The sequence below is a fragment of the Eubacterium sp. BIOML-A2 genome, from assembly GCF_009680135.1.
GTDB classification, from domain to species: domain Bacteria; phylum Bacillota; class Clostridia; order Lachnospirales; family Lachnospiraceae; genus Faecalicatena; species Faecalicatena contortus_B.
Genome location: NZ_WKZK01000046.1, coordinates 1 through 19,042 on the forward strand (window position 1 = coordinate 1; position 19,042 = coordinate 19,042).

Here is a 19,042-nt window from a genome sequence, read left to right on the forward strand (position 1 = left end):
GAAGTAAATACAGTATAATGTCCATGAGCATTGTCTCCTTGGTTTAAGGTTGGTTTGGCGATTGACATTATACCAGAAAAAGGGAGGTCAATGCTCTTTTTATTGCAAACTCCCATAAAATCAAGGTTTAACAATAAAAAAAGGTAGTGAAACTTGACACTACCATCGAAAATAAGGAGGGTGCGTTATGGAGTGGGATACATTATTATCGGCAAAACGGATGCGGGGCGGCGTGTGGAACCGGCGGAATGGTTCAACGGATCTGAGAAGCGAATTTGAAAAGGACTATCACAGGATTATCGGGAGCGCTTCATTTCGGCGCCTGCAGGATAAGACACAGGTATTCCCACTGGATAAAAGTGACTTTATCCGCACCAGGCTGACACATTCCCTTGAGGTATCCTCACTGGGAAAGTCTTTGGGGCAGAACATTGGAGAAAATATATTAACAACGAATAAAGATCCCGGATTCACGGCCCCCATGAAGGAGGATATCTGCAATATCCTCCAGTGTGCGGGGCTTATTCACGATATAGGAAATCCGCCCTTCGGGCATTTTGGAGAAAACGCGATTCGGGAATGGTTTATCCGTAACCTTCCGGATCTCACTTGTTTTGGTAGATCGGTGGAAGAGATGCTGACGCCGCAGATGAGAGAGGACTTCTATCATTTTGAGGGAAACGCCCAGGCTCTGCGTCTTGTGACGAAGCTGCATTATCTGGTGGATGAGCACGGAATGAACCTGAGATATGCGCTTTTGAACACCATCGTGAAATATCCGGTTCCATCCACAGGAATCGACCCTGCCACGGGCAATATCAAGGATAAAAAGATGGGCTATTATTATGCGGATCAGGCTGTATTTGAGGAGATCTCAAAAGAAACAGGGGCCGGCACGTCCAGACATCCCCTTACCTACATCCTGGAGGCGGCAGATGACCTGGCCTATAAGACGGCAGATATTGAAGATGCCTATGTAAAGGGATTTATAACATTTTATGACTTGGAAAAAGAGTTGGAAATATTGCAGAAGAAACAAAATAATGCCAATTTCCAACCGCTTGACAAACTCCGCACCCTCTATGAAAGAGGCAAAGAAAAAGGTGTAAGTCATCCGGAGTCCTACGCTGTGAAGAACTGGATTGTGAGGGTGCAGGGATATCTGATCAGCTGCGCAACTTCTGGATTTACATCCCATTATGACGAGATCATGGAAGGGACTTTTAAAGAGGACCTGTTCTATGGAACCTTTGGACAGGATCTGATGGATCTGCTTGGTGATATGGCTTACCGTTATGTATTTGCATCCAGGGCGATCTATAAGATGGAGGTAACGGAGGCAGTAATTCTGGATTTCCTGATGGATAAGCTGGTTCATGCGGTACTGTATTACGATACAGACCGGCCGCTTGGATCTATCGACAGCAGGGTGGTGTCCTTTATCTCGGATAATTATAAGAATGCATACAGACTGCAGGCAGAAGGAAAGAGTGAGGCGGAGAAGCTGTATCTTCGTCTGCTGCTTGTCACGGATTATGTATGCGGGATGACGGACAGCTATGCCAAACGGTTGTATCAGGAAATGAACGGGCTTGTTTAGGGGGATGGGGGCGCGAATGACAGTGCGATCCGGCTGCCGGTACAGGCTCACCCGGATCATTCTTTTTGAAGAAGCGCAGGCATCAATACAGCGATGAACTGGCAGAGGCGCGCATCATGTACAGTATGACGCGCGCCTCGCTGCAAGTACGCTTTAGTGCATTTGAATTAATTGAGTCTGCCGGAGACACTATTTGATAAACCGGCAGAAGTGCCCAAAATCAGGAGTGGGTGCTTTTTCGTCTTCATCCAGTTCCAGCTGGTCTACATAGGTCTTGGTGAACTGCGGGAAACCGAACAGTTCCGCAGCCCGGGCTTCCCTTGGAGAGTAAATAGCAGGGACTCCCAGCCAGTAACGGCCATCTTCTTCAACCAGTAGAAGGTGGTTATAATTGTGATATCCATGGAGGAGAAAACTGTTATTCGCAAGGTTCCAGCAGCGGCGGGGGAGAATCGAGAGATCGGAACGCTGTATTTTCCTGGCTGTGGGGCCGGTTTGTGTTTCTTCTTCCCCGGAGTCATATGACTCTGTTCGGATTTCGCCGGCGGGGGTATCTGTCTGGGCTGCATTTTCATCAGACATGGCAGTATCTTCTGGCTCCGCCGGGGTATTTATTATCTCCTCAGTGTGATTGAATTCTGAGGGAGGTATATCCGTTTCAGAGGAAGGGAGTGTATTTCTGGTTATTTCGTCTTCATCAGAAGGGGGAAATGCCCTTCGGGTTATATCATCCTCATCAGAAGGAAGAAGTGAACTTCGAGTTCTGACTTCCTCATCAGAAGGGGGAAGTGAACTTCGTGGCCTGACTTCTTCATCAGAAGAAAGACGTGTACTCTGGGTCACATCTTCTTCAGAAGGAGAGGTGAGTGCATCAGGGGATATATCTGATTCAGAAGAGGTTTGTGCATCTGACATAACATCCGTATCAGCTCTGTACGATGCATCTGAGGATATATCGACATCAGAACCGCTGAATGAATCAAAGTACAGATCGTCATCGTAGCTACGGAATGTATCCGTGGAGATATCAGCCTCAGACTCGTGAAAAGTATCAGAATACATAAGATTTTCAGGGTCATTATATGCGTCTGCGCTTTCCTCGCTTTCGGAGAGGCTTTGTGACTCCGCCTGTGCTTCTTCATCGATGACGTCAGGTAAACCGGCCCCGGCCCTGGTGCTCACGGCGGGTCCTTCGTCTGCTGACTCCTGGGAGGGTACTTCGGAGGGCGCAGGCTCTTCCAATACTGCGGCTGTGCTGTCTCCGGTTTTTTTCCACAGTTCGATTTCGCGGGTATCAAAGTCTGCTCCATCTGCGGCGGCGGTATAATACTGGCCGGAGTCCGTTTTCAGGAAAAAGCCGTCTATCTGCTCCAGGGGCCTGCCTTCCGGGAAAGTGGTTTCTGAAATGGTGAATCTTGCAGAGATACATTTATCCCCGCAGATGATCTCGTCGACCTGACTGGAAATAAATTTTGAATTCTGCCTGCAGAATGCATACAGCTTGACTGTGCTGCCGGTCTGCACCGGAATTCCTCTGACATTGACCTGCAGTACACAGGACTGGTAATGCTGGATTAATTTTATAAAGCCTGCATTACGCAGTTTTTGATTATTATTGTATTCATAAATATAACAGATACCGGGATTCATAATACACCTCTGGTCTTGTCTTTCTTTCAATCTAATTTATTCAGAGAGGTTTTGAAAAAGAACACTATTTGTGGTAAATTATATCAAAAGGGAAAAATTAGTGTACCGGCACATTGAAATTTAGGCTGGATATTAAGCTGTATATCAATCAGACAGTGCACGGGGGTGGAGAGATGATTATGAATGCAGACGAAAAATATATGAAAGAAGCTATCAGGCAGGCAAAAAAGGCATATGCCCTGGAGGAGGTTCCGATCGGATGTGTGATTGTATATCGGGATAAAATCATAGGACGGGGCTATAACAGGCGTACGATCGACAAGAACCCTCTGGCCCATGCGGAACTGACTGCGATACGAAAGGCCAGCAAAAAGCTGAATGACTGGCGGCTGGAGGAATGCACCCTGTATGTCACCCTGGAGCCATGCCAGATGTGCTCCGGCGCGATAATCCAGGCCAGGGTGCAGCGCGTGGTAGTTGGATGCATGAATCCCAAGGCAGGCTGTGCGGGATCCATTCTCAACCTGCTGGACATGCAGGAATTTAACCACCAGGCAGAGCTTACGACGGGGGTGCTGGAAGAAGAGTGCAGTACGATGATGAAGCAGTTTTTTAAGGAACTGCGGGAAAAGCAAAAGAAGATGAGGGCCAAATAAAAGTAACAGCCAGAGCGTGTCTGAAAATTGCTTGCTGCAAGATGTTGCCCCAGTTTGCGGCAATGAATTTTCAGACACGCTCTAGGGCAAGCCTGCCCTTCCATTACTTTTTGTACAGGGTTTTTCCTTCTTTCATCGTTTCCAGAACCACGATGTCTTTCAGTTTCATTTTGTCTGTTTTCAGCGGATTTTTATCGAGAATAACAAGGTCTGCCAGTTTTCCGGCCTCCAGCGTACCTTTTTCCTGTTCCTCGTGATAGGCGTATGCCGTGTTAATGGTGATTGCCTTCAATGCATCATACACCCCAATCCTCTGTTCCGGGCCCAGGACTTCCCCGCCGCGCGTAACCCTGTTCACCGCGGCCCATACGGAGTGCATCATATCCGGCTTCGTAACCGGCGTATCCTGGTGAAAATTCAGAACCAGCCCTCTGTCCAGCGCTGATTTACAAGGGCTGATTCGTCTGCCGCGGGTATCGCCCAGATTCTTTTTGTGAATATCGCCCCAGTAATAGACATGCCCCACAAAAATGGAGGGGATCATCTTCAAATCCGCCATTTTGTCCAGTTGATCATCCCTTGCCGTCTGGCAGTGGATCATAACAGGCCGGAGATCTGCATCAGCAGCCTCAGGTATCTTCTTCAACGCTTTCTCATAGGCTTTCAAAAACTGATCACCCGCCGCATCTCCATTGCAGTGCACTAGGATTTGTTTTCGGTCCCTCAAAGCCTGTTCCATAAACCCGGTTACGGTTTCATCTGTGAACCATGGATATGCACAGTAGTCTCCGCTGTTTTCATAGGGATTTGTCAGCCATGCCGATTTCCCCTGGGGTGAACCGTCCAGCACGGTTTTGTAACCCCCTAGCTTAAAATGGTTATTGTACTTCCGGTCACACTCCGGATACTCGATAAAGAGCTGGCCCGGATCAGCTTCGCTCATAACCGGATAGGATACGACATCAAGTACAAAGGCGCCCTCATCACATGCTTTTTTCATGAACTGAACTGCGTCTGTGCTGCTGGCGCCGTCCTGAACGGTTGTGATTCCGTATTTCAGGTATTCCTGCTGTACGATCCTGAGGCCTTTCATGAGATCCATCTTCATATGAACGGAGAGTAGTTTCTGCAGCTCTATCATTGCGGCTTCTTCCAGATATCCGTCCGGCTCTTTGGTTCCGGGGATCTTGCCGATGACACCGCCCTGGGGATCTGCAGTATTGCTGCCGATCCCTGCAAGCTTCAAAGCAGCACTGTTTGCGCAGCCCATATGGCCGGAAGCATGGGATACATAGATGGGGATACGTTCAGATACCTGATCCAGAATCTGTCTGGTGGGATGCCCTCCTTCTTTCAGGAAATTGTGGTCATAGCCGAAACCGACGACGACATCATTTTCTGAAATGTGCCTCGCCTCAATATATTGCTTTAAGGTATTGATGATATCCTGATAGCTGCCGCAGCCGCTCAGATCGGCATTTAAGGCCATCTGCGCTGCCATTGAGACATGTCCGTGTCCGTCCAGAAAGGCAGGCATCAGAGTCTTTCCATTCAGGTCAATATATTCGGTATCCGGGCCTGTCAGCTTCTCTGCCCCGGCTTTCGGGCCTGCGTATGCAATTTTTTCATCTGTGACAAGCAGTGCCTCCGGCATATTGTGTTCCCCTGTCATCGCGATGATATTTCCGCCATAGTACAATTTTTGCATAATATATTCCATCCTTTCTGAAAGCGGATTTCGCTTGATCTTATTTCAAATTATACCTCATATTACAAATAAAATACCACCCCCGCAGCACCACTTATGACCATAATCAGAATCGGATTCATCTTCCGCCTGCGCAGTATCAAAAGCATCACAAAAAATAGGAGAACTGCGATCCAGTTAATTTTCGAGAACATGGAACTTAAATGAAATGTGCTGGTGCCAAAAAACGCGAGTAGTATAATTGTAGCTGCCGCCGAGATAATCAGGCCTAAAGACGCTGACTTCAGTCCGTTTAATATTTCAAAAATATAGGTAGAACTTCGGTGTTTCTGAAAAAAGCGGTATAAAAATAAAGAAATAGCTACTCCGCATATTACACAGCCGATTGTAGCTGCTGCCGCGCCTCCAATCCCTCCGATCTGCAGGCCGACAAAGGTAGAGGTATTAACGGCCAGCGGGCCCGGGGTCATCTGTGAGATTGTAATAATGTCCGTAAAGAGCTTTTCACTGATCCATCCGGCCTGATTTACCACCTGCTCCTGAATTAAAGGAATGATTGCATAACCGCCTCCAATACTGAGCAGGCCGATTTTGAAAAATGTAATAAATAAATTCCAGATTGTCGTCATTTCATCTTCCTCTTTTCCCAGAACACCCGTATCACACATAAAAAGCAGCAGACAACCAGTATCAGAGCCACATTGATACCGAGCACAAAGTTTGCCAAAAAGGCTGCAGGTATCATGGCAGATAAAAACCAGGACCGCTCCTTCAGGATCAAAGCGCACATGTCGATGATCAGATCTACAATCAGTGCGGCCACGCCCGCCTGCATCCCTTTTAACACCGCTGCAACAACAGCGTTTGAGATAAAAGCGGTATAAAATGCCGATACCAGTCCCAGTATAACAAGGGGCGGTATGACGGCGGCAATGCAGCTGATGGCTGCGCCCAGAGTTCCTGCGACCCGGTATCCCGCCAGCGCAGACAAATTAATGGCAATCGCCCCGGGAGTCGACTGTGCCACAGCTGCCATACCCACCAGTTCCTCCTCCGTAAAATACTGTTTCTGGGTTACAAAATAACGGCGGACCATAGGTACAACCACATAGCCGCCGCCGAAAGTAAAACTGCTGATAAACAGGTTGACTGCCAAAAGCCAGAAATATGTTTGTTTCTTGGGATGCTCCATCATGCCCCTCCTCTCTGTGTCTCCCATTATAGTTCTTGTTGAGGCATCTGTAAAATGATATAATTATATACAATACATAAAATTTATTCATGTCAGGAGAAGAGCCTATGAACATACGGCATCTAGAAATTATAGAAGCAGTTGAACAGACCGGAACTTTTACAGGTGCAGCAAAAAAACTGCACCTCACACAATCTGCGGTATCACACGCGATAGCAGAACTGGAACAGCAGGCCGGGACAGCACTGTTTGACCGTCTGCCGCGGGGCGTATGCCTGACGAGCTGCGGTACAATGCTGCTGAAAGAGGCGCGGAATATACTGGCCTCCTGCCGCAGCCTGGATCAGCGGATCAGCCGTTTAGAAGAATGCACGCCTGTAAATATTGTGTCCAGTATCACGATTGCATCTTTTCACCTGCCCCAGATTTTAAACCGTTTGAAAGCCGTACTTCCGGAACTTCAGGTGAATGTGCGCGTAGCAAGTGCCAATTCGGCAATGGGGATTCTACAAAACGGGGAAGCGGATATTGCCTTTTGGGAAGGCGTTGAGCCACAGGGAGCATTTCGGACCATTTTATTGGGCAGTTATAAGCTGTGCGCCGTGTGCGCTCCTGATTTTCCACTGCCTGACCGGGCAGTATCACCCCGCCAGTTGTGCAAATTGCCGCTATTACTGCGGGAGAAGGGCAGTGCGGTACGGGATACTTTTGACAGTACACTGTCACTTGCAAACCAAAAGGCCTATCCCAGATGGGAAAGCGTAAACTCTTTTGCACTTATTAAAGCGGCAGAAGCGGGCCTGGGCGTGGCCATTTTGCCCGCGTGTTTATTGACAGCCCCTGTTTCGGAGAAAAAGTTACGCCTGATCCAATTGGAGGGGATGGAAATGGAAAATAAAATGCTGGCAGTACTGCATGAAAATAAATACATTACGCAGCCTATGCAAATGATATTGGATACCATAGCAGGCATGCCTTTGTAGTAAGCAGATATATAATCGGGAGTTAGTGACGCGCTTTAGTCGCGGCACGGATGGGGACGCTCCATAAAGGGATAGCCGAAAACCTCCCGGAGAACATCCATGTCCTTTCAAAAACGCGGCCGCGGACCTAAGAAATTCTAGGCGGGAAACAGCCCTGAAAATGGAGCACCACTGACACATCACGAGAAATCCGATGATTTCTCGCGCTGGGTCAGCTGATTTTTGGATTCGGAATCCAAAAATCTCTCCATTTTCAGGGCTGTTTCCCACCAAGAATTTCTAAGGTCCGCTTTGAGCGTTTTTGAAAGGACATGGATGTTCTCCGAGAGGTTTTCGGCTATCCCTTCATGGAGCTGGCGCATCCAACCGGCAGGAAAAAGCTCGTTTCTAAGGAGGGGCCTCAAGCGGGGGCAGCGTATGGTATTGAATTGGCGGGACTTTTATGTCCCCAGTAGGTGTACATAAGCAAGGGAATACAGCTTTCAGAATAATCAAACCTGTGAGCGCGATAGGATTTATTGATGGCTTGCAGCTCTTTTTGCCATTAAGCGTCCCCAGACGCTTCCGGGGACGAAAGCCAGTCCGTTGTATTTTGATTTTAGATTTGCCATATGCCGTTTCCTGCGCTATACTTAATTATATTCTAAAGCAGGCGGCAGAAGATTGAAAATGGTGGAGGTACTTGAGCGTGCCTGAGTGAAGCGAAAGGAATGGATTTAAAAATGAAAAAAGTGTTTGAGAAATGGATGGAGATCAGCCTTGTTAAGCGAATTCTGGGAGGTTTGATCATTGGAGCGGCCCTGGGGCTTCTGATTCCCTCCGTAACAGCAATCGGTATACTGGGGGATCTTTTTGTTGGGGGATTAAAAGCGGTTGCGCCGATCCTGGTATTTTTCCTTGTCATGAGCTCGCTCTGCAATGCAGGAAAATCACATGGAGGCGTGATTAAGACGGTTATTATTCTTTATATGTTCAGCACCTTGCTTGCGGCAGTCATTGCAGTGTTTGCGAGCATGGCTTTTCCTTGTACGCTGACACTGACAAAGGCAGTGACGGATACCGCGCCTCCAAGCGGAGTGGCGGAAGTGCTTCAAACGCTGCTGTTGAATGTTGTTTCCAATCCGGTGAGTTCGCTGGCAGATGCAAATTATCTGGGGATCTTATTCTGGGCAGTACTGCTGGGACTTGCATTCCGGAGGGCGGCGGAGACGACGAAAAACATGCTTAGGGATATTTCAGGCGCAGTCTCTACGCTGGTGACATGGATTATCAATCTTGCTCCGTTTGGGATTCTGGGCCTTGTGTTCCGTACGATTTCTACCAGTGGGTTAAATATTTTCACGGAATATGGAAAGCTTCTTGTTCTTTTGGTAGGGTCCATGCTGGCAATTACCTTTATTACGAATCCGATTCTTGTATACTGGTGCATCAGGAAGAACCCGTACCCACTGATTTTCAGATGCTTAAAGCGCAGCGCCATTACGGCATTCTTTACAAGGAGTTCTGCTGCCAATATCCCTGTGAATATGGCAGCGTGCGAAGAGATGGGGCTGGACAAGGATACTTATTCCGTCTCCATTCCCCTGGGGGCTACCATTAATATGGACGGCGCCGCTATTACGATTACTGTTATGACGATGGCGGCTGCCCACACGATGGGGGTTCCGGTGGATATCCCTACAGCCATAATTCTAAGTGTACTGGCTGCTCTGTCGGCCTGCGGAGCATCCGGGGTTGCGGGGGGATCTCTGTTACTGATACCTATGGCATGTTCCCTTTTCGGGATATCAGACGATATCTCCATGCAGGTAGTTGGTGTGGGATTTATCATAGGGGTTGTACAGGACTCGGTAGAGACTGCACTCAATTCTTCTTCAGACCTGCTGCTTTCTGCATCTGCAGAACTGAGACAGTGGAGAAAGGAAGGGCGGGAGATCAATTTGTAAAGGATTTTGACAGCAGGTTGTATTTTCTCTGCCGTATGTTTTTGATTATGCGAAGAACATGTATGAAAGACATATCATGATGATGTAAGGAGTGAACGGACTATGAAGATGAAACAGGTTACATTAGGTACCACGGGAATTACTGTCCCGCAGAATGCATTTGGAGCTCTGCCGGTACAAAGAGTGGACATGGAGAATGCGGTAAAGATTCTCAGGAGGGCCTTTGAAGGCGGTATGACATTTTTTGACACGGCGCGTGCATACAGCGACAGTGAGGAAAAGCTGGGGAATGCTTTTGCCGGTATTCGCGGGGAAATTTACATAGCAAGCAAGACAATGGCGCGCACGCCGGAGGAGGTTGAGAAGCAGTTGGATCTTTCCTTAAAGCTGCTGCAGACCGATTATATAGATATTTACCAGTTCCACTGTGTGGATGTCTGTTACCGTCCCGGCGATGGCACAGGAATGTATGAGCGCATGCAAAAGGCTAAGGAGCAGGGAAAGATCCGCCATATCGGAGTGACTGCACACAAAATGGATGTTGCAAAGGAGTGTATTGAATCCGGGCTTTATGAGACGCTGCAGTACCCGCTTAGCTATCTGTCCTCAGAAAAAGAGCTGGAACTGGTGGAGCTGTGCAGGGAAAGAAATATGGGCTTTATCGCGATGAAAGGGCTGGCAGGCGGTCTGCTTACGAACTCCCGCGCTGCTTCTGCGTTTATGTCACAGTTTGATCATGTGCTTCCGATCTGGGGCGTCCAGCGGATGGAAGAACTGGAGGAATGGCTGGAATATATGGAAGATGCCCCTGTGCTGGATGAAGAGCTGGCGGCATTTATTGAGAAGGAGAAAAAAGAACTGACCGGAGAGTTCTGCCGCGGCTGTGGCTATTGCATGCCATGTCCGGCTGGTATTGTCATCAATAATTGTGCAAGGATGTCACTTATGGTAAGGCGGGCTCCATCGGCGGGGTGGCTGAGTGAGGAATGGCAGGAAAAGATGAAGAAGATAGAGGGGTGCATGCAGTGCGGGCAGTGCAGGAAAAAATGCCCCTACGAATTGGACACGCCGAATCTTTTGAAAAAGAATTACGAAGATTATCAGAAGATATTGGCGGGGAAAATCACAGTCTGATATGAGTTGAATGATTGGAGCATTTAAAATTAAAAGGGCGGAGGAACCTCTCTAGTACAGAGAGGGATCTTCCGCTTTTGTTATGGTACAAAAACATGTATAATAAGAAACAGATTGTCGGTAAATGGAATAGCGGTGTGAAGGAGCAGAGTTAAAATGGAGAGAATATTGGTCGTAGAGGATGACAGGATTTTAAATATGACCCTGAGTTATAACCTGAAAAGTGCAGGATATGAGGTGGAATCGGTTATGAATGCGGCGGATGCAGAGAAAATTGTGGGGGGACAGCAATTTGCACTGGTTGTGCTGGACGTGAACCTGCCGGACGGGAACGGGTACGAGGTGTGCCGTACCATAAAAGAGAAGCAGGATGCCGCCGTGATATTTGTAACGGCGCAGGATATGGAGAGCGATATGCTCAAGGGCTATGAATGCGGGGCGGACGATTACGTGACAAAACCCTTTTCCGTGGCAGTATTTCAGAAGAAAGTGGCAGCGATTCTGAGCCGCATGGAGAAAAAGCTGGTATCGGATGTGTTCGATGACGGGTATCTGGCAATTGATTTCACAGAGAACACCTGCACGGCAGGACAGCTACCTGTGGCTCTTACCCCAAAAGAATGGAAGCTATTGAAAATCTTTGCCAAGAGCGGGAAGCAGGTTCTTACCAGACAGATCCTGCTGGACAGGTTGTGGGATATAGACGGCAACTTTGTGGATGACCATACACTGACAACTACATTGAGTGCGCTGAGAAAGAAGATTGAGAATAAAGAACATACCTATATACAGACGGTGTACGGAATGGGTTATATGTGGAAGGGCGGTGAGCTAAGATGAATTATCATAGCCTCTCCCTCGGGAGGATTGTCCGTTATATCAGCTGTGGGGTGATATTGACAGATGTGGTGATCCTTGCTGTGGTTTATGCTCTGACCGGGAGCCGCACCGCCGTGTTTGGTACAGCGGCCGCGGCGGCCGCCACTGTCTGCTGGGGAATTGCTCTAACCGTTGTTTTTCAGAAGAAATTATCCGTGTTTACAGAAGAGATCTGCGCCATTTTGGAAGAAATGGCAGAGGACAACCTGCAGGAAAAGCCTTATATGGAAGAAGAGACACTTTTAGCCAGGATTGTACACAGACTCAGGCAGCTCTACAAGGTCATGCAGAAGCAGAAGGAGCAGAATGTCAGAGCAAGGGAGGAGCTTCAGTCCCTTGTATCGGATATTTCACACCAGACGAGGACTCCGGTCACAAACCTGAAGATGATCCAGGAGACCCTGCATGATGACAGCCTTACGGAAAGCGAGAAAAACGAATTTCTCGAAGCTTTCGCTTCTCAGATTGACAAACTGGATTTCCTTGTGCAGGCCATGGTGAAGACGTCGCGGCTGGAAACCGGAGTTATCATGCTTACGAAGAAAACACAGAATCTGTACGATACGCTGGCAGAGGCTGTGGGAGGCATATTTACAAAGGCGGCACAGAAGCAGATGGATGTGCGGGTGGACTGCCCGGAGACATTTCTGGTGTCTCATGACCCAAAATGGACCACGGAAGCCATCTTTAATATTCTGGACAATGCGGTGAAGTATACGCCTCCAGGGGGGATGATCAGTGTATCGGTGGAACGCTGGGAGGCCTATGTAAAGATTGACATTGCAGATACCGGAAAGGGGATCCCGGAAGAACATTATGCCCTGATTTTCCAGCGCTTTTACAGGGAGGAAGAGGTGCATGATGAGGAGGGTGTGGGGATCGGACTGTATCTGGCGCGGGAGATCATTTCCCTTCAGGGAGGCTATGTGAAGGTTAGCTCACGGCAGAGGAGCGGTTCAGTTTTTTCTGTCTTTTTACCAAATGAATGAGAAATATGGCAGTAGTTCTGTGGCTATTATATGGCCTGTTATTAAAAATTAGAATATTCTTTCAGATAGATTAGCAGAAGTTTTTGTGGTATGCTATGAATAAAAAGGAAGAACAGGCAGTAATGACTGGAATGTTTTCAGCATGCTGTCTGTTCTATTTATGTGAGAAGAGCGGAAATATAATGAAAAGTCCCGAAAACGGGACTTTTTCAGTGAGAATAATCAAAATTAACGAAAGAGCCCGGAGGATTCCCGGACAATTGCCGATTATAATAGGCTTTAGAAAGTCAGAGGAGGAAATCAAAATGAACATATTACAGGTGACTGGATTAAAAAAATATTATGGGGAGGAACCAACTATTACAAAGGCGCTGGATGGAGTGGATCTTTGTGTGGAAGAGGGGGAATTCACGGCAATTGTCGGAACAAGTGGGAGCGGGAAATCTACGCTTTTGAATATGATGGGCGGCCTGGATATACCGACATCCGGAAGTGTGGTGGTGAGAGGAAAAGAGCTGTCTAAAATGAATGATGAACAACTTACGGTCTTCCGAAGAAGAAATATCGGATTTATTTTCCAGAACTATAATCTCATTCCGATTCTGAACGCTTATGAAAATATTGTTATGCCGGTGGAATTGGACGGGAACCGGGTGAATGCACGCTACGTGGAGGAAGTGGCAGGACTTTTGAGCCTGAAAGACAGACTCGAATACATGCCCGGCAGTCTTTCGGGAGGGCAGCAACAGCGAGTGGCCATTGCGCGCGCCCTTGTATCAAAACCAGCCATCGTCCTGGCTGACGAACCGACCGGAAATCTGGACAGCAGAACAAGCGCCGATGTGATCGGGCTGTTAAAACGAACCTGTTATGAGCTGAACCAGACAATTGTCATGATTACTCACAATGACCAGCTGGCCCAGATGGCAGACCGGATCATACGGATCGAAGACGGCAGGATCACAGCATAGGAGGGCATAAGCGATGGTATTACCTTTTGAAAATGACAATCTGAAGATTATGAAAACGCTGTCAAGAAGAAGTTTCCTGGCAAGCCGTTTCCGCAATCTGGTAGCAGTGCTGGCGATTGCACTCACGGCCGTTCTGTTTACTTCCATTACCACGATCGGCATGGGAACCATGGAATCTATGAAGATGACCCAGCAGATTCAGAAAATGAGCAAGGCGGATGTGGATATCCGGAATTTGACAGAGGAACAGTATGAAAAACTGAAAGAAAGCGGTATCGCCAGTGAATTAGGACTTCGTATGCCTATAGGCTTTCTGACAAATACGGTGAGACATGAGATAGAGCTGGATCTGGAAAACTCTGTTCAACGGGAGCTAACCTTCTGCCAGCCAACTCACGGAGTGGAACCCGTGAAAGCCAATGAAATTGTAGCATCAGATAGAGCGCTGGAGGAACTGGGGGCAAAACCGGAAGTGGGAGCAGAGGTGATCATTGAATTCACCGTACACGGAAGGGATTATCAGCTTCCAATGGTTGTATCGGGATGGTATGAAAGTTCCCATGACGAACTGAGCATTATGACTGTGTCAGAGGCATTCAGGGAGGAGCATCCGGAGATTTTTGAGTATACTTACCGGGAAGATGCGGAACTGGCAGGGACATACTGGGCCGATTTTATGATGGCGGATAGAACGAATATGGAAGAGCAGCTGGATGAGTTCGTAGAATCAATAGGCGGATCCAGGGAAATCGGCGCCCCAAACAGTATCCCGGCGGTGATCAACCAGGAAACGAATCCTGGGATGGACAGTAAAATGATGGCTGCTTTTGCGGTACTGGTGATTCTGTTTATCTTTTGCGGGTATCTGCTGATCTACAATGTTTTTGATATTGCTGTTATGCAGGAAGTAAGGCGTTATGGCCTGTACTGGACCATTGGTATGTCAAAAAAACAGGTAAAACAGCTGATCAACAGGCAGGCGGTATGGGTGTCCTGCATGGGAATCCCGCTTGGTCTGCTGATCGGATTCTTTGTGGGAAAAATAACACTTCCGAAAATTATGGATATCCTTTCAACGGAGTATAAGAACATTGTGATTTCGGTTTCCCCGAATCCGGTAATCTTTATCGCAGCGGCGATTCTGGCCGCGCTGACTGTATTCATCAGTACGAGAAAACCTGCAAGAATGGCATCCAATATCTCTCCCATGGAAGCATTCCGGTATGTAGAGACAAAAGGGAAAAACCGGAAAAATGCCAAGGTGAAAAGACATTACAGAGGAATCAATCTCGGACAGATGGCATTTGCGAATCTTGGAAGAAATAAAAGACGTTCCGTATTCATCGTTGTCTCTCTGATGCTCAGTGTAGTGATGCTAAATACGGTAGGTACGGCAGCAGGAAGTGTGGATGTAGAGCGTCAGGTGAATGAGATGATACGTACAGACTTTGAGATCGCCCATGTGGATACAAGAAGCAATTTGAAAGGATTTATCCGCCATGACCAGGCAGTTCCCCAAGAGGCTGTCCAGGCCGTGCAGGAAATGCCGGGCGTGACAGACGCAAGTTTGGTATATAAGAATACGCTGGAAGACCTGCAGGTAACTTTTGATTACGGCATGAAAATCTCGGATATTAAAGTATTCGATGAGCAGGGAACAGAGCAGAGGGCCGGCCTGGATCCGGATGGCCGTTTTGTATCGGTGGGAGCAGATGATTATCCGATCTGCAATGTATATGGAATGGAAAAGGCCGGGCTTGCACATCTGCAGATTGCGGAGGGAGAAAAAGATTTTAATAAGCTTTATGAAAAGCTGATGGAGGGCGGCAGCGTCATTCTGGGAATGCAGGCTGACAGAAAAACAAAAGTGCTGAAAGAATACTATAATTATATGAACGTAGGGGATACCATAACCGCCCGCATAAACGGGGAAGAGATAAAGAGCTATACTGTGATCGCAAAAGCCGCCCTTACAAGCGATGATGAAGGGTTTGGATACAGTGTAAGCAGTTCGATTGATGTGGGGATTGATGCGCCTTATCTGTATCTCCCGCAGGAAGAAATGAAAGAGCTTTATCAGGAACCGGCTGTTATGAAGTATACCTTCGATGTAGAGGAGGGCAGCAAAGACGAGATGAGGCAGTTCCTGGAATCTTATATACAGGAGAATCCGTCCCTCACCTACCTGTCCGCGGATAAGGCAAGGGCAAGCGCAGAATCTTCAAAAACCATGATCTATATGGTCGGCGGAATCATTGCATTCATCTTCGGAATCACAGGAATTCTGAATTTGATTAATATGATGAGCACAAGTATTCTGGCAAGGCGGAGAGAATTTGCTACAATGCAGAGCATCGGAATGACGAAAAAACAGCTGAGAAAACTGCTCATGCTGGAGGGCTGCTTTTATGCGGCGGGAGCAGCGGTTCTGGGAATCGTGTTCTCAGTAGTGGTTGATCAGACACTTTTAAAAATGATGCTGTCCAATCCTTCTATGTGGTACTTCACATATCACATTACAATCCTTCCGGCGGTAATTCTGAGCATGATACTGGTTGTGATATCTGTGCTTATACCGCGGGGGGCAATGCGGATGTTCTATAAGGGAAGTGTGGTGGAGCAGCTGAGGATAGCTGAGTAAGGGAAACCGAGGCATTAGGGTTAAGCAGGGTTCATACAGGAAGACTTGACACTTCCTGATTGAACTCTGCTTCTGTTTTGTACAGACCGTCCCGTTTCAATGAAGTATTATGCCTTTCACTCATTCATACTTTTCGATTGCCTTGTGGATTATCGTGTAGTATAATTTAGAAAATAAATGAATCGAGGTCTGACATGGAAAACGAATTTCAAATACAAGTTAAGAAGCTGCAGAGGTTAGAAACTACATATGTGATTTTTGGACAAGGCACGAAGATGCCTTTTCTGATCTGTGATGAAGAATCTTTTAATGATCAGATCTGGGTGTTTACCACTGAGGATGGAGCAAAAGATTTTGCACAGAAGCGCAAGGATGAGAATAAAGACTTCATGATGGTTGTCAAACTGGAGAACAAGCAGCTCCTTGGATTCTACAGCAGCCTGTACCTCCTGGGTGTAAATGAGATCGTATTCGCAGAGGAGGCGCAGCTATCCAAGATTCCTCTGGAGCAGCTGGTGGTACAGAAGGATTATTCCAAGCTCCCCAGGAATCAACAGCCGCTTTTGAATCCGCAGATGCAGCTGACCGGACTCTATTTTATGCAGGAAGTCCAGAGGGCCATCCCGAATAATGAGAAGCCGAAGCTGCGTGAACTGGAAGAAGAGATGGCGGTGAATCTGGTGAGATCCAGATTCTTGATTGCGGTAGAGGTAGAGGGCGAAAAGAGGCTGCCGGATGGCTCCAATATCAAGATCCCCTGTGTAAAGAACCAGGAGGGCAAGATGTTCCAGCCGATTTTCACGGATTATAATGAGTTTGTAAAGTTCAATTCACAGGGCAAATTCCAGGCCAATATGATCGAATTTGCCAATATAGAGAAGGTGCTCGGCAAGAATGTAGAAGGCATCGTGATGAATCCGCAAAGTATGAATATCGTTATATTAAAAAGTAAGATTCCTGGGCTGCTGCAGCGGTTCGTGCAGGGGTAGTGTATTACCGTTTCTATATTTGCTGGCTTTTAGAGTGATAACATAAATACTCGGAAAGTCTTCTCTTTTTTGTGATGACACAGTCGCTTGGCAAATACTTGCTTTTCCCTTCATTTCTCGAGTATAGATAAAATAAAAACGGCCCATACCCTTTAAAATGGATATGAGCCGTTTTTGCTACCGTGTAATTGTAAAGTATGCCGGTAAATAAAAAACGCAGCAGGAGGGATTTGAACCCCCGGAGCGTTGCCGCTCTTCTGCTTTCGAGGCAGATGCCATCAGCCAACTCGACCACTGCTGCGTATGGGGTGCGTCACTTATCTGGCACACCTCTGATATTGTAACAAATTTCGTCAGGAAACTCCAGTATTTTTTGAAGAAAATACTGCTTTTTTTTGAAGCCGTGGGTAGCCCCATTTAAAGAACCAGAAGCACAGGACAATCTGGACCACGGTGGAACAGGGCGTAGCCAGTGCTATGTGAAACAACGACACTTCTTCCGCCTGGCTTGCCAGCCAGGACACTGGGATCCGCACCCCGAATGCTCCGATTAGGCCCTGGATCATAACAAAAGTGGTACAGCCGCATCCATTAAAATACCCGATGAAGCAAAACAGAAAGGAAACCAGCAGTGTATCAATCGCGTACCCTTTCAGGTATTCTGCTGAGGCCAGGATAACAGCTGTGTCTCTGGCAAAAATGCGTGACAGGGCGGCTCCGTGGAAGAATGCAAAATAGCTCATGACCAGTCCCAGGCAGAAAGAGGTAGCCATGCCATAATACATGCCCTTCCTTGCCCGCTGGGGCTGCCCTGCTCCGATATTCTGTGCAACATATGCGGACATGGACTGGGTATAGGCGGAGGGAACCAAAAGGATAAAACCGCAGAGCTTCTCCGCAACGCCTACACCTGCCGATGCAATTACACCTAGTTGGTTGACGATTGCCGTAATTGCCAGAAACGAAATGCTGACCAGCAGATCCTGCAGTGCACAGGGAGCGCCCATCTTACAAATCCTGAAAATGACTTTTTTATGAAACCGGATCTGTTTTCTGGAAAACGGAAAAATCAGTCCCCGCTTCCGGATAATAAGCATGGACAGAAATACACTGACTGCCTGTGCTGTAACCGTGGCAGCGGCAGCTCCGGCCGCGCCCATGTTCAGCCCGGCTACAAAGAGCAGGTCCAGCGCAACATTGGCAGCACAGGCAATTGCTACAGCCATGAGCGGGGTATGTGAATCCCCCATCCCCCGGAAGATACTGCCCAGAGTATTATAGGCGGCGATAAACACAATCCCTCCGGAGCAGACTCGGACATACTGCACAGTAAAGTCATAGGCCTCCGGAGGAGCCTGGAGAAGACGGACCAGAGCTGGTGCAGCCAGAAGCATAACAGCGGTAAGGATCAGTGAAAATGCGGCAAAAAGGCAGATCCCGGCTCCCACGGTATTGCCGATTTCATTTTCCTTATGCTGACCAAACTGCTGACCTATGATAATTGTGACACCCATAGAAAGCCCGGTGATAACCACGGTCAGCGTATAAAGAATCTGGCTGCCGGTAGCCACAGCTGACACTGCCGCAGGCGCGGCGAACTGCCCGACAACAAGCAGATCCACGGCTCCGTACAATGTCTGTAGTATCAAAGCCGCCATAATAGGCAAAGTAAATTTCATAAGGGGTCCTAATATCTTCCCCTGC

At 47.7% G+C, this 19,042-nt stretch carries 15 protein-coding genes and 1 tRNA gene; 10 read left to right on the forward strand and 6 right to left on the reverse strand.

Features of this window, described 5'->3' with window-relative positions; genetic code table 11:
• Window positions 1–187 precede the first annotated feature (187 nt).
• Window positions 188–1,600, forward strand: coding sequence for a deoxyguanosinetriphosphate triphosphohydrolase (locus tag GKG43_RS15445; protein ID WP_129879319.1), 1,413 nt, complete (start codon window positions 188–190; stop codon window positions 1,598–1,600).
• A 189-nt stretch (window positions 1,601–1,789) separates the two neighbouring features.
• Here GKG43_RS15445 and GKG43_RS15450 read toward each other — a convergent pair whose 3' ends face one another.
• A complete protein-coding gene (locus GKG43_RS15450) occupies window positions 1,790–3,250 on the reverse strand; it encodes a DUF6128 domain-containing protein (RefSeq protein ID WP_129879320.1) in 1,461 nt (486 codons plus the stop codon).
• A gap of 179 nt (window positions 3,251–3,429) precedes the next feature.
• Here GKG43_RS15450 and tadA point away from each other — a divergent pair, with 179 nt between their 5' ends.
• Window positions 3,430–3,906 carry a tRNA adenosine(34) deaminase TadA gene (gene tadA, locus GKG43_RS15455; RefSeq protein WP_055151510.1) on the forward strand — a complete coding sequence of 159 codons (477 nt, stop codon included), beginning with the start codon at window positions 3,430–3,432 and terminating at the stop codon, window positions 3,904–3,906.
• Between the two features lie 103 nt (window positions 3,907–4,009).
• Here tadA and GKG43_RS15460 read toward each other — a convergent pair whose 3' ends face one another.
• From GKG43_RS15460 to GKG43_RS15470, 3 genes are all read right to left on the reverse strand, one after another.
• On the reverse strand, window positions 4,010–5,614 hold the full coding sequence (locus tag GKG43_RS15460) for an amidohydrolase (RefSeq protein WP_129879321.1): 1,605 nt from the start codon (window positions 5,612–5,614) through the stop codon (window positions 4,010–4,012).
• A 62-nt stretch (window positions 5,615–5,676) separates the two neighbouring features.
• Window positions 5,677–6,243 carry a chromate transporter gene (locus GKG43_RS15465; RefSeq protein ID WP_055151504.1) on the reverse strand — a complete coding sequence of 189 codons (567 nt, stop codon included), beginning with the start codon at window positions 6,241–6,243 and terminating at the stop codon, window positions 5,677–5,679.
• On the reverse strand, window positions 6,240–6,806 hold the full coding sequence (locus GKG43_RS15470; protein ID WP_202976925.1) for a chromate transporter: 567 nt from the start codon (window positions 6,804–6,806) through the stop codon (window positions 6,240–6,242). The genes GKG43_RS15465 and GKG43_RS15470 overlap by 4 nt, the downstream gene beginning before the upstream one ends.
• 107 nt (window positions 6,807–6,913) lie before the next feature.
• On the opposite strand from GKG43_RS15470, the gene GKG43_RS15475 reads away from it, so the two are divergent.
• From GKG43_RS15475 to GKG43_RS15510, 8 genes are all read left to right on the forward strand, one after another.
• Entirely contained in the window at window positions 6,914–7,789 is an 876-nt protein-coding gene (locus GKG43_RS15475; RefSeq protein WP_129879322.1) for a LysR family transcriptional regulator, read from the forward strand.
• Window positions 7,790–8,511: 722 nt separating this feature from the next.
• A complete protein-coding gene (gene sstT / locus GKG43_RS15480) occupies window positions 8,512–9,735 on the forward strand; it encodes a serine/threonine transporter SstT (RefSeq protein WP_082202709.1) in 1,224 nt (407 codons plus the stop codon).
• Between the two features lie 108 nt (window positions 9,736–9,843).
• Window positions 9,844–10,869 (forward strand): aldo/keto reductase, encoded by a 1,026-nt coding sequence (locus GKG43_RS15485; protein WP_055155301.1) that lies wholly within the window; start codon window positions 9,844–9,846, stop codon window positions 10,867–10,869.
• Between the two features lie 156 nt (window positions 10,870–11,025).
• The gene (locus GKG43_RS15490; protein ID WP_050638928.1) at window positions 11,026–11,709 is read left to right on the forward strand and encodes a response regulator transcription factor; all 684 of its coding nucleotides are present in this window, start codon (window positions 11,026–11,028) and stop codon (window positions 11,707–11,709) included.
• Window positions 11,706–12,737, forward strand: coding sequence for a HAMP domain-containing sensor histidine kinase (locus GKG43_RS15495; RefSeq protein WP_055155296.1), 1,032 nt, complete (start codon window positions 11,706–11,708; stop codon window positions 12,735–12,737). The genes GKG43_RS15490 and GKG43_RS15495 overlap by 4 nt, the downstream gene beginning before the upstream one ends.
• Window positions 12,738–13,042: 305 nt before the next feature.
• On the forward strand, window positions 13,043–13,708 hold the full coding sequence (locus GKG43_RS15500; RefSeq protein ID WP_050638970.1) for an ABC transporter ATP-binding protein: 666 nt from the start codon (window positions 13,043–13,045) through the stop codon (window positions 13,706–13,708).
• 13 nt (window positions 13,709–13,721) lie between these two features.
• Window positions 13,722–16,349 (forward strand): ABC transporter permease, encoded by a 2,628-nt coding sequence (locus GKG43_RS15505; protein ID WP_129879323.1) that lies wholly within the window; start codon window positions 13,722–13,724, stop codon window positions 16,347–16,349.
• A 194-nt stretch (window positions 16,350–16,543) separates the two neighbouring features.
• Window positions 16,544–17,338: an SseB family protein gene (locus tag GKG43_RS15510; protein ID WP_055155298.1), complete on the forward strand. Its 795-nt coding sequence runs from the start codon at window positions 16,544–16,546 to the stop codon at window positions 17,336–17,338.
• A 215-nt stretch (window positions 17,339–17,553) separates the two neighbouring features.
• Here the strand turns inward: GKG43_RS15510 and GKG43_RS15515 are convergent.
• Window positions 17,554–17,639, reverse strand: a tRNA-Ser gene (locus tag GKG43_RS15515).
• A gap of 52 nt (window positions 17,640–17,691) precedes the next feature.
• Entirely contained in the window at window positions 17,692–19,017 is a 1,326-nt protein-coding gene (locus GKG43_RS15520; protein WP_243125863.1) for an MATE family efflux transporter, read from the reverse strand.
• Between the last annotated feature and the right edge of the window lie 25 nt (window positions 19,018–19,042).

Coding starts and splice junctions, on each gene's coding strand:
- GKG43_RS15500 (WP_050638970.1), top strand. CDS start 13,043: ATGAACATATTACAGGTGACTGGATTAAAAAAATATTATGGGGAGGAA.
- sstT (WP_082202709.1), top strand. CDS start 8,512: ATGAAAAAAGTGTTTGAGAAATGGATGGAGATCAGCCTTGTTAAGCGA.
- GKG43_RS15510 (WP_055155298.1), top strand. CDS start 16,544: ATGGAAAACGAATTTCAAATACAAGTTAAGAAGCTGCAGAGGTTAGAA.
- tadA (WP_055151510.1), top strand. CDS start 3,430: ATGAATGCAGACGAAAAATATATGAAAGAAGCTATCAGGCAGGCAAAA.
- GKG43_RS15490 (WP_050638928.1), top strand. CDS start 11,026: ATGGAGAGAATATTGGTCGTAGAGGATGACAGGATTTTAAATATGACC.
- GKG43_RS15485 (WP_055155301.1), top strand. CDS start 9,844: ATGAAACAGGTTACATTAGGTACCACGGGAATTACTGTCCCGCAGAAT.
- GKG43_RS15495 (WP_055155296.1), top strand. CDS start 11,706: ATGAATTATCATAGCCTCTCCCTCGGGAGGATTGTCCGTTATATCAGC.
- GKG43_RS15445 (WP_129879319.1), top strand. CDS start 188: ATGGAGTGGGATACATTATTATCGGCAAAACGGATGCGGGGCGGCGTG.
- GKG43_RS15470 (WP_202976925.1), bottom strand. CDS start 6,806: ATGGAGCATCCCAAGAAACAAACATATTTCTGGCTTTTGGCAGTCAAC.
- GKG43_RS15450 (WP_129879320.1), bottom strand. CDS start 3,250: ATGAATCCCGGTATCTGTTATATTTATGAATACAATAATAATCAAAAA.
- GKG43_RS15475 (WP_129879322.1), top strand. CDS start 6,914: ATGAACATACGGCATCTAGAAATTATAGAAGCAGTTGAACAGACCGGA.
- GKG43_RS15465 (WP_055151504.1), bottom strand. CDS start 6,243: ATGACGACAATCTGGAATTTATTTATTACATTTTTCAAAATCGGCCTG.
- GKG43_RS15520 (WP_243125863.1), bottom strand. CDS start 19,017: ATGAAATTTACTTTGCCTATTATGGCGGCTTTGATACTACAGACATTG.
- GKG43_RS15460 (WP_129879321.1), bottom strand. CDS start 5,614: ATGCAAAAATTGTACTATGGCGGAAATATCATCGCGATGACAGGGGAA.
- GKG43_RS15505 (WP_129879323.1), top strand. CDS start 13,722: ATGGTATTACCTTTTGAAAATGACAATCTGAAGATTATGAAAACGCTG.